We start from the raw sequence: 9,718 nt of genomic DNA on the forward strand, positions 1-9,718 counted from the left end.
CAGATGGGGTCGGCGGCCGGGCGGCGGAGCGGTCAGCCCACCGGAGTGAAGTCGCGCGCCCCGATGAACGTCGGGCGCGGCTTCGGGGCCGAGAACGGCTCGACCGCGGTGTTCTCCACGCTGTTGAACACCAGGAAGACGTTCGAGCGCGGGTAGGGCGTGATGTTTCCGTTGGAGCCGTGCATGCAGTTGCAGTCGAACATGACCGCGCTGCCGGCGGCACCTGCCAGCACGTCGATGCCGTAGGAGTCGGCCATCTTCGTGACGGTCTCCGGGTCCGGGGTGCCGGCGCCCTGCATCACCAGGGAGGACTTGTAGTTGTCCTCGGGAGTGGCACCGCCGCAGGAGACGTACGTCTTGTGCGTGCCGGGCATGATCATGAGCGGCCCGTTGAAGGAGTGGTTGTCGGTCAGCGAGATGGAGATGCTGACGGTCCGCATCCGGGGCAGGCCGTCCTCGGCGTGCCAGGTCTCGAAGTCGGAGTGCCAGTAGAAGCTGCCGCCGTCGAAGCCGGGTTTGAAGTTGATCCGGCTCTGATGGATGTAGACGTCCGAGCCGAGGATCTGCCGGGCCCAGCCGACCACGCGCGGGTCGGCCGCCAGCCGGGCGACGATGTCGCTGGTCCTGTGCACCTCGAAGATCGAGCGCACCTCCTGCGAGGAGGGTTCGATGATGGTGCGCTCGTCGGCACGGATCTCGGGATCGTTGCTGAGCCGGCGCAGCTCGGCGCGCAGCTCCTCGACCTCCTCGGGAGCGATGACGTCGGGGATCGCCAGGTAGCCGCGCTCGTCGAAGGAGTCGAGCGTCTGCTGGTCCATCGGCCCCTCGGCCGCCGTGCCCCAGATGACCGGGTCCTGGCGGGGGATCGCGCTGAAACCCTCCTCGAGGCGGGTGGGGTACACGTCCTCGACGTGTTCGGTTGTAGCGGTCATGCAGTTACCTCCTCGGTGTCGATCTCGGTGTCGGTCTCGGCGTCGGGCTCGGCGTCGGGCTCGGTGAGGAGCGGGTAGACGCCGTTCTCGTCGTGCACCTCCCGGCCGGTGACCGGCGGGTTGAAGGTGCAGATCAGACGCAGGTCGGTCTTGGCGGTGACGGTGTGCTTGTCGTGCTTGTCGAGCAGGTAGCACATCCCGTCGCGGATCTCGTACGTCTCTCCGGTCTCGCGGTCGAGGAGCTCGCCCTCACCGCCGACGCAGTAGACGGCCTCGATGTGGTTGGCGTACCAGAACTCGTTCGTCGTCCCGGCGGGGATGTTGGTCTCGTGGAAGGAGAAGCCGACGCCCTCGCGGGCCAGGACGATCCGGCGGCTGCGCCAGTCGCCGGACTCGGACTTGACGCGTACGTCGCGGTCCGTGTCGTTCAGGTCTTCCAGGTAGGTGACGCGCATGTCTGTCTCGTTTCTGGTGTCGGGGGATCAGGCCGGGTTGCCGTCACCGAGGACGGACGCGGTGGCCTCCTCGATGATGGCGAGACCGCGGGCGAGGTCCTCGGAGGTGACGGTCAGCGGCGGCATCGTCTTGAGCACCTCGTCCTCCGGCCCGGAGGTCTCGACCAGCAGCCCGCGCTCGTACGCCGCCGCCGCGATCTTCGAGGCCGCGCTGACGTCCGGGAAGGCGATGCCGGTCAGGAAGCCACGACCGCGGACGGTCGAGCCCTCGTACCGCGTGGCGATCTTCGTCAGTCCCTCGCGGAACTCGGCGGCCTTCGCCTGGACCTCGTTCTGGAAGGAGCCATCGGCCCAGTACGTCTCCAGCGCCACTCGCCCGGTGACGAAGGCGAGGTTGTGGCCGCGGAAGGTGCCGTTGTGCTCGCCCGGCTCGAACTGGTCCAGGTCGGGCCGGAACAGCGTCAGCGCCATCGGCAGGCCGAAGCCGGAGATCGACTTCGAGAGGCAGACGATGTCGGGGGTGAACCCGGCCTCCTCGAAGCTGAAGAAGGTGCCGGTCCGTCCGCAGCCGGCCTGCACGTCGTCGACGATCAGGATGATGTCGTACTCGCGGCACAGGTCCGAGAGCGCCTTGAGCCACTCCAGCCGGGCAGCGTTGAGACCGCCCTCGCCCTGGACGGACTCCACGATGATCGCGGCCGGCTTGTCGACACCGGAGCCGCTGTCCTTGAGCACCCGCTCCAGCCACATGAAGTCGTCGACGACACCGTTGAAGTAGTCGTCGTAGGGGATCTTCGAGCTGTTGGTCAGCGGGATGCCCGCGCCCTTGCGCTTCATCGAGTTGCCGGTCACCGCCAGCGAGCCGAGCGTCATCCCGTGGAAGGCGTTGGTGAAGGACAGCACGTGCTGGCGTCCGGTCACCTTGCGGGCCAGCTTGAGGGCGGCCTCGACCGAGTTCGTCCCGGTCGGACCGGGGAACATCACCTTGTAGTCGAGGTTGCGCGGCTCGAGGATCAGGTCGGAGAAGGCCTGCAGGAAGTCCCGCTTCGCGCTGGTGTGCATGTCCAGCGAGTGCAGGATGCGGCCCTCGCGCAGGTAGTCGAGCAGCGGGTCCAGCAGCGCGGGGTTGTTGTGCCCGTAGTTGAGCGCGCCGGCCCCGGAGAAGAAGTCGAGGAACTCGCTCCCGTCCTCGCTGGTGATGGTGGAGCCCTGGGCGTGGGTCATCACCGCGGGCCAGCTGCGGCAGTAGCTGCGGACCTGCGACTCCAGAGCGTCGAAGATCGCGGTGCCACCGGTCTGGGGCGTGTCGGGCGTGCTGGTATGGGCGGGTTCAGTGGTCGTAGTCATGGGCATGACACCTCCGTGTGTGTCGTCGATCCCGGATCGCGGGCGCGCAGAACGCCCGGCGGACCGGGTGCGGTTCGGTCGGATCGTGCGGTTCGGTCGGATCCTGCGGTCAGAACGGGCCGATGCGGAACAACAGCTCCGCGTCGTGCCCGTCGGGGAACATCGCGGCCTCGAAGATCGGCTTGCTCTCGATCGGGGCACTGCGTGCGTTCGCGAACGAGGTGAACAGTGCGATGGAGGCGCTGTTGTCCGCGGTGATGGTCGTCTCCAGGTGGCGTACGCCCTGGTCGTCGGCCAGGCGGTCGACGAGCCCGTCGAGCATGCGGCGGGCCAGGCCCCGGCCGCGGTGCGGCTCGTCGACGGCGACCTGCCAGATCATCAGGGTCTCCGGGTCGTCCGGGCGCCGGTAGCCGGTGACGAATCCTCCCGGATCGTCATCGACGGTCGCGACGAACGAGGTCGCCGCGAAGTCGCGTGCCCACAGCAGGTAGGCGTACGAGGTGTTGACGTCGAGTACCCGAGAGTCCCGTGCCATCCGCCACAGATGCTGACCGTCCTCGAGGTCCGGTGAGCGGAAGTCGACTCGGGTAGTCGACTCCGGGCGGGGCACGCTGCCAGTCGAGTTGCGATGTGGCATCGCTGCGCGACGCTAACAGCCTGAGGGGAAGCATGCCCGGCGAGCCCGCACTTCTGAGCGTGACGTGTGATCAATACCACAGTCAGCGAGCGGCAGCTCCCGCGTTCGGATCAGGCAGACGTACGCCGCACCAGCTCGGGAGCGAAGACGACCCGCCGGGGGAGGTTGGTGTCGCCGTCCAGCTGGGCGAGGAGGAGGCGGGCGGCCTCCTTGGCCATGTCGCCTATCGGGTTCTTGACCGTGGTGAGCGGGGGAGTGGTGCGCTCGGCGATGCCGAGGTCGTCGTAGCCGACGACCGCGATGTCGTCGGGGACGCTGCGGCCGGCCGCGCGCAGGGCGCGGAGCGCGCCCGCGGCCATCAGGTCGGAGGCGACCATGAGGCCGTCGATGTCCGGATGGTCGCGCAGCAGGATCTCGCAGGCGGCCTCGCCGCCGTCCTCGGTGAAGTCGCCCTCGACGACAGCGTCGGCGGTGAGGCCGGCGGTGTCGAGGGCGGCGCGCCATCCGGCGGCCCGGTCGGTGCCCGCGCTCATGTCGATGGGGCCGGTGATGGTGCCGATGCGGCGACAGCCCCGCTCGATCAGGATGTTGGTGACCTCGCGGGCGCCGGCGACGTTGTCGGGGTCGGTGTAGAAGACCTTCTCCGCGCCCGTCAACGGCCGGCCGATGAACGCGGCCGGCAGCCCGATGGCCGCGAGATGGTCGGCGAGAGCGTCGCTGCGGTGGTGGGAGACCACGATCACGCCGTCGACGTGCCCGCCGCGCACGTAGCGCAGCGTCCGCTGGATCTCGTCGCCCGGCCGAGCGATCAGCAGCACGACCTGCAGGTCGCGCTGGGAGAGGACCTGGGTCACGACGTGCAGGGTGCGGGCGAAGAACGGGTCCGCGAAGACGCGCTCGTCCGACTCCGGCACGACCATCGCGACCGTGTCGGTCCTTCGTGTCACCAGGGAGCGGGCAGCCGGGTTGGGGAGATAGCCAAGCGTCCTCACGGCCTCGGCGACGGCGTCCGCGGCCTTCGCCGAGACGCGCGAGCCTCCGTTGATCGCGCGCGACGCGGTCGCCCGGCTGACACCAGCCAGCCGGGCGACCTCGTCGAGCGTGGGCATGTTCACCGGCGGGCCGGCACCCGGTTGTCGGCGGCGACGTCGGCGAACCAGAGACCGCTGTCCTTCGGCGTACGCTCCTGGGTCTCGAAGTCCACGTGCACGATCCCGAACCGGTGCGCGTAGCCGTAGCTCCACTCGAAGTTGTCGAGCAGCGACCAGGCGAAGTAGCCGCGTACGTCCGCGCCCTGCTCGATCGCGTCCAGGGTCGCGCGCAGGTGCTGGTCGATGTAGTCGAGGCGGGCGGTGTCGTGCACGGCGCCATCCTCCACCACGTCATCGTAGTAAGCCCCGTTCTCGGTGATGTAGAGGGGCGGAGCCCCGTACTCGCCACTGAGCCGGGTCAGCAGCCGGGTCAGCCAGACCGGGTCGATCTCCCAGTCGCGGTCGGTGGTCGGGCGGCCGGTGCGCGGGGTCACGAACTCGGCACCGGGGTAGGGGTTCCCGCGCGGCAGGTCGGAGTGTACGAGCCGGCTGCCCAGCACCTGGTCGGGTCTGAACGGAGTGGCCCCGATCTCGAACGGCTCCGCCGCGATGGCGTTGCCGAAGTAGAAGTTGACCCCGAGCACGTCGAGCGGCACGGAGATGACCTCCAGATCGCCCTCGAGCACCCAGTCCTGCCACGGACGGCCCTGGAAGGTCAGGCCCTCGGTGTCGGCGGCCAGGTCGTCGGCGTACCTGCCCCGGAACAGCGGGTCGAGGAACACCCGGTTGTGCAGACCGTCGATCCGCCGGGTCATGTCGACGTCCTCGGGACGGTCGGCGTCGTGGGGGTCGACGACCGTCGGGTTCAGGGTGATGCCGAGAGACTTCCCGTTCTCCGGGGTCGCGCCGCGGCCGCGCAGCTCGTTGATCACCAGGCCGTGGGCGAGCATGAGGTGGTGGGCGGCGACGATGCCGGCCACGCCCTCCTGCCGTCCCGGCGCGTGCTGGCCGCCGGAGTAGCCGAGGAACGCCGAGCACCACGGCTCGTTCAGCGTCGTCCAGTGGTCGACACGGTCGGAGAGCGCGTCGTAGACGGTGGTGGCGTACTCCACGAACCGGTAGGCGGTGTCGCGGCTGGTCCAGCCGCCCTGGTCCTCCAGCGCCTGCGGCAGATCCCAGTGGTAGAGCGTGATCCACGGCGCGATCTCGGCCTCGAGCAGCTCGTCGACGAGACGGCTGTAGAAGTCGAGCCCCTGCTGGTTGACCTTTCCGCCGTCGGGCCGGATCCGCGGCCACGCTGTCGAGAACCGGTACGAAGCCAGGTTGAGGCGCTTCATCAGCGCGACGTCCTCGGGGACCCGGTGGTAGTGGTCGCAGGCGACCTCGCCGGTGTCGCCGCCCAGGATCGCCCCCGGAACCTTGGTGAAGGTGTCCCAGTTGCTGGGCGTACGTCCGTCCTCGTCGATGGCCCCCTCGATCTGGTAGGAAGCCGTGGCCGCACCCCAGAGGAAGTCGTTGGGGAACGTACGTTCGGTGTGGGCGTGGTTTGTCGAGAGATTCATCCCTTGACGGCTCCTTGCATGATGCCGGCCACCAGGTGGCGGCCGGTGGCGATGAACAACAGAAGTAGGGGTACGGTCGCGAGGATCGTCCCGGCCTGGACCAGGGCCATGTCGGCATGGCCCTGACCGGGTGCGACCTTGAGCGCGTCGAGCGCGGTCTGCAGGGTCTGTACGTCAGAGCCCTGCAGCACGATCAGCGGCCACATGAAGTCGGTCCACACCTGCATGAAGGTGAACAGCCCGAGGATCGCCATCGCCGGTCTCGCGGCGGGGATGGCGACGGTCCAGAACGTACGGATCATGGAGGCCCCGTCGACGCGGGCCGCGTCGATCAGCTCGTCGGGGATCGCGTCGACGAGGTACTGCCTCATGAAGAACACACCGAAGGCGGTCACCAGCCACGGCAGGATCACCGCGGCGTGGGTGCCGGTCAGGCCGAGGTTGGAGAACTGCTTGAGCATCGGCACCAGGGCCAGCTGCGTCGGCACCGCCAGGGTGGCGACGACGAAGATCATCCCCACGTTGGAGCCGCGGAAGCGGAGCTTGGCGAAGGAGTAGCCGGCCAGGGTCGCGAAGAGCACGACCGAGGCAGCCGAGATCCCGGAGATGATGATCGAGTTGAGCAGCGCCGACCAGAAGTCGATCCGGTCGAAGACTCGGGCGGCGTTCTCGAAGAAGTGCCCTCCCGGGACCAGCGGCGGAGGCGACTGGATCGCCCGATGCCGGGTGACGGAGCCGATGACGAACGACCAGTAGAGCGGGAACGCCGAGCCCAGCAGGAATGCCGTCAGCAGGCCATATACGAGGAATCCGGGACGTCTGCTCATCGAAGGTTCCTCCGTTGTACGGCCCTGGTGACCAGGAAGTTGATCAGGGCGATCCCCACGATGATGAGGAACAGCACCCACGCGGCGGCGGCCGCGCGTGGATACGGGTCGGTCGTGGTCTGGGCGGTGTTGAAGACGTACATCGTCAAGGTCGTGTACTGGAAGTCGGAGCCGCCCTGGAAGCGCAGGTTGGTGTCGAAGATCCGGGGCTCGGTGAAGATCTGCAGGCCACCGATGGTCGAGGTGACGATGACGAAGATCATCGTCGGCCGGATCGAGGGCAGGGTGACGTGGAAGAACTGCTTCACCTTGGAGGCACCGTCGATGTCGGCCGCCTCGTAGAGGTCCCGCGGGATCGCCTGCATGGCGGCGAGGACGATCAGCGCGTTGTAGCCGGTCCAGCGCCAGTTGACCATGGTCGCGATCGCGGTCCAGCTCGCGAACCGGTCGGCGTGCCACGGCACCTTCGGGAGGCCGAAGCCGTCCAGCGTCTGGTTGATCAGGCCGGTGCCGTCGGCGAAGATCGCGCCGAAGATCATCGCGGACGCCGCGGGGGCGACCACGAAGGGCAGCAGGATGCTCATCCGCCACAGGGTGCGGCCCCGGAGCCGGGTGTCGAGCAGAGCGGCGAGGATCGTCGCCACGATGATCTGCGGCACCGAGGAGAGCAGGAACATCCCGATGGTGTTCCAGAAGGCCTTGCGGAAGACCGAGTCACCGAGGACGTGGGCGTAGTTGTCCCAGCCGACCCACGGACCGACCTCGGACCCGTAGGCGGGCCAGGAGAAGAAGGACAGGTAGCCGGTGTAGAGCATCGGGTAGAGCCCGATGACGATGAACACCAGGAAGAACGGCGCGACGTACAGGTAGGGCGAGAGCTTGAAGTCCCACCGGGAGAGCCGGTTACGCCACGCCTGGCGGCGGGGGGCCGCCCCGGTCGAGGGCGCCGGGGTGGCGTTCTCGACCGGGGCGGAGGTGGTGGTCGGCATGGATCAGGACATTCCTTCGACGCCCTCGGCGAAGGTCGCCCACGACTCCTCGGGGTCGGTGCCCTCGTCTACGCGGCTGATCGCCTGCTGGAAGAGACCGAGGATGTCGGAGTACTTGTCACCCTTGAACGGGACACCCGCAGGCACGGCCTCCGCGCGAGTGGCGAGGATCTGCGAGGTGGGGGCGTCGTTGAAGTAGGGGTCGGTGGCGTTCTCCTCGGCCAGGACCGTCTGCGCCTCCAGGTTGGCCGGGAAGTTGCCGGCGACCTTCGACGCGGCCACCTGGGACTCGGCGGTGGTCAGGTAGTTGGCGAACTCCTTGGCCTCGTCCTGGTGCTCCGACTGCGCCGGAACGGCAAGGTAGGAGCCACCCCAGTTGCCGCCGCCGCCCGGGAAGGCGTCGACGATGTCCCAGCCCTTCACCTCGGGCGCGGAGTCCTTGATGTTGGCGAACATCCAGCCCGGGCACGGGATGGTGGCGAAACCGTCGTTGGTGAAGTTGGCCGTCCAGTCCTCGCCCCACTGCTCGACCTTCGTCGACTGGGTGGGGGCGTACTGCGAGACCGTGTCGTAGACCTCCCGGAGCTCCGGGTTGTCGACGTCGATCTTCTGGTCCTTGGTCTGGAAGGGGTACTCGACCTGGTTGAGCATCGCCTGGGCGATCGCGCCGCTGGAGTCGTACCAGGCGGTCTTCGGCATCTTCTTCTTGAACTGCTCGCCGGCGGCGAAGTAGGAGTCCCAGTCCTTGAAGAGCTCCTTCACGGCCTCGCGGTCGCTCGGCAGGCCGGCCTTCTCGAAGAGGTCGGCGCGGTAGCAGAAGGCCTCCGGGCCGGCGTCGGTCGGGTAGCCGATCTGCTTGTCGTCGGCGGTCTGGCCCTCGAGGTACTTCGACTCCATCCAGCGGTCGTCGAGCTCCTTGTCGGTGAGATCGACGAACTGCTCGGAGGCACCCTCGGCGAGGAGCGCGGGCATCATGTCGCCCTCGATGCCGACGATGTCGGTGAGGCCCTCGCCCGACTGCAGGCCGGTGGTGAGGCTCTGCTTCCAGGTGTCCCACTCGGCGACCACGGTCTGCTTGACCTTGAAGGGACGCTCGGGGTCGGCGTTCCACTCCTTGATGAGCTCGCCATAGCCGAACTCGCTGAAGGTGGTGATGGTGAGCGTGTCGTCCTTACCGAGAGCGGACTGCGCGTCATCGCCACCGCCACCGCCGCCGCACGCGGTCAGGCCGGTGACGAGAGAGGCGACCGCGCACGCGGCGAGCGCCGCTCTTCGGCTGCGGCGCCGGGACTTGGAGATCTTGGACACGGGAGTGCTCCTGCACGTCGATGTGGGGAGTGAGAGCGCTTCCACTCTCGGGGTTAGAGAGAGTGTGATTGGGCTCACAAGGTGGTGTCAAGAGGCGCTGCAGTAACGATTCCGTGAATGTGGGAGCGCTTCCACCATCTGGGGGAAAGATGTGCCGAGCCGGCGCGTCTGTCTCAAGAATCGGGGTCGAGTCGGCGCGTCTGTCCCGTCAGATCGGGTCGAGTCGGCGCGTCTGTCTCAGGTTCCTGCACGGGCTGGGACATTGGCGCCGACTCGGCAAGGATTTCTGGGGCAGTTGCGCCGACTCGACTTATATTCTTGGGACAGTTGCGCCGACTGGGCGGGAATCTTTGGGACAGTTGCGCCGAGTCGGCGAGGGGTCAGGCGGCGATCACGGCTAGGAGGCGGGCGGTCTCGGCGGCCATGGCGTCGCGACCGGCGCCGAGGTATCTGCGCTGGTCGACCAGGCTCTGGTCGGCATCGAGCTGCTCGCGTACGGCGGCGGTGAAGGCCTTGTTGAGCTGGGTGGCGACGTTGATCTTGGTCATCCCGGCGGCGATGGCGGCTCGGAGGCCGTCGTCGCTGACGCCGGAGGAGCCGTGCAGCACCAGAGGGACGCTCACCGCGTGA

10 protein-coding genes are annotated in these 9,718 nt (G+C 68.0%); all 10 read right to left on the bottom strand.

Annotated elements, in window-relative coordinates:
* Positions 1 to 32 precede the first annotated feature (32 nt).
* Positions 33 to 932 carry an ectoine hydroxylase gene (thpD, locus tag ACRDPS_RS23310; RefSeq protein ID WP_431504052.1) on the bottom strand — a complete coding sequence of 300 codons (900 nt, stop codon included), beginning with the start codon at positions 930 to 932 and terminating at the stop codon, positions 33 to 35.
* Positions 929 to 1,387: an ectoine synthase gene (locus ACRDPS_RS23315; protein ID WP_431504053.1), complete on the bottom strand. Its 459-nt coding sequence runs from the start codon at positions 1,385 to 1,387 to the stop codon at positions 929 to 931. The genes thpD and ACRDPS_RS23315 overlap by 4 nt, the downstream gene beginning before the upstream one ends.
* 27 nt (positions 1,388 to 1,414) lie before the next feature.
* The gene (gene ectB / locus ACRDPS_RS23320; protein ID WP_431504054.1) at positions 1,415 to 2,734 is read right to left on the bottom strand and encodes a diaminobutyrate--2-oxoglutarate transaminase; all 1,320 of its coding nucleotides are present in this window, start codon (positions 2,732 to 2,734) and stop codon (positions 1,415 to 1,417) included.
* Between the two features lie 109 nt (positions 2,735 to 2,843).
* The gene (gene ectA / locus ACRDPS_RS23325; RefSeq protein ID WP_431504055.1) at positions 2,844 to 3,344 is read right to left on the bottom strand and encodes a diaminobutyrate acetyltransferase; all 501 of its coding nucleotides are present in this window, start codon (positions 3,342 to 3,344) and stop codon (positions 2,844 to 2,846) included.
* A 137-nt stretch (positions 3,345 to 3,481) separates the two neighbouring features.
* Positions 3,482 to 4,480, bottom strand: coding sequence for a LacI family DNA-binding transcriptional regulator (locus ACRDPS_RS23330; RefSeq protein WP_431504061.1), 999 nt, complete (start codon positions 4,478 to 4,480; stop codon positions 3,482 to 3,484).
* Positions 4,481 to 4,482: 2 nt separating this feature from the next.
* On the bottom strand, positions 4,483 to 5,964 hold the full coding sequence (locus ACRDPS_RS23335; RefSeq protein ID WP_431504056.1) for a glycoside hydrolase family 1 protein: 1,482 nt from the start codon (positions 5,962 to 5,964) through the stop codon (positions 4,483 to 4,485).
* Complete coding sequence (locus ACRDPS_RS23340; RefSeq protein ID WP_431504057.1) at positions 5,961 to 6,791, bottom strand: carbohydrate ABC transporter permease; 831 nt, start codon at positions 6,789 to 6,791, stop codon at positions 5,961 to 5,963. Before ACRDPS_RS23340 ends, ACRDPS_RS23335 begins: the two co-directional genes overlap by 4 nt.
* Positions 6,788 to 7,780 carry a carbohydrate ABC transporter permease gene (locus ACRDPS_RS23345; protein ID WP_431504058.1) on the bottom strand — a complete coding sequence of 331 codons (993 nt, stop codon included), beginning with the start codon at positions 7,778 to 7,780 and terminating at the stop codon, positions 6,788 to 6,790. The genes ACRDPS_RS23340 and ACRDPS_RS23345 overlap by 4 nt, the downstream gene beginning before the upstream one ends.
* 3 nt (positions 7,781 to 7,783) lie before the next feature.
* Positions 7,784 to 9,088: an extracellular solute-binding protein gene (locus ACRDPS_RS23350; protein ID WP_431504059.1), complete on the bottom strand. Its 1,305-nt coding sequence runs from the start codon at positions 9,086 to 9,088 to the stop codon at positions 7,784 to 7,786.
* Between the two features lie 380 nt (positions 9,089 to 9,468).
* Positions 9,469 to 9,718: class II fructose-bisphosphate aldolase (locus ACRDPS_RS23355; RefSeq protein WP_431504060.1), on the bottom strand; the 250-nt coding region annotated here is incomplete at its 5' end.

The sequence above is a fragment of the Nocardioides sp. genome (assembly GCF_050699375.1).
Classification (GTDB): Bacteria; Actinomycetota; Actinomycetes; order Propionibacteriales; family Nocardioidaceae; genus Nocardioides.

Bases quoted from the DNA above. Each gene is read 5' to 3' on its own strand.
- thpD (WP_431504052.1), bottom strand. From the start codon at position 932: ATGACCGCTACAACCGAACACGTCGAGGACGTGTACCCCACCCGCCTC.
- ACRDPS_RS23315 (WP_431504053.1), bottom strand. From the start codon at position 1,387: ATGCGCGTCACCTACCTGGAAGACCTGAACGACACGGACCGCGACGTA.
- ectB (WP_431504054.1), bottom strand. From the start codon at position 2,734: ATGACTACGACCACTGAACCCGCCCATACCAGCACGCCCGACACGCCC.
- ACRDPS_RS23330 (WP_431504061.1), bottom strand. From the start codon at position 4,480: ATGCCCACGCTCGACGAGGTCGCCCGGCTGGCTGGTGTCAGCCGGGCG.
- ACRDPS_RS23335 (WP_431504056.1), bottom strand. From the start codon at position 5,964: ATGAATCTCTCGACAAACCACGCCCACACCGAACGTACGTTCCCCAAC.
- ACRDPS_RS23340 (WP_431504057.1), bottom strand. From the start codon at position 6,791: ATGAGCAGACGTCCCGGATTCCTCGTATATGGCCTGCTGACGGCATTC.
- ACRDPS_RS23345 (WP_431504058.1), bottom strand. From the start codon at position 7,780: ATGCCGACCACCACCTCCGCCCCGGTCGAGAACGCCACCCCGGCGCCC.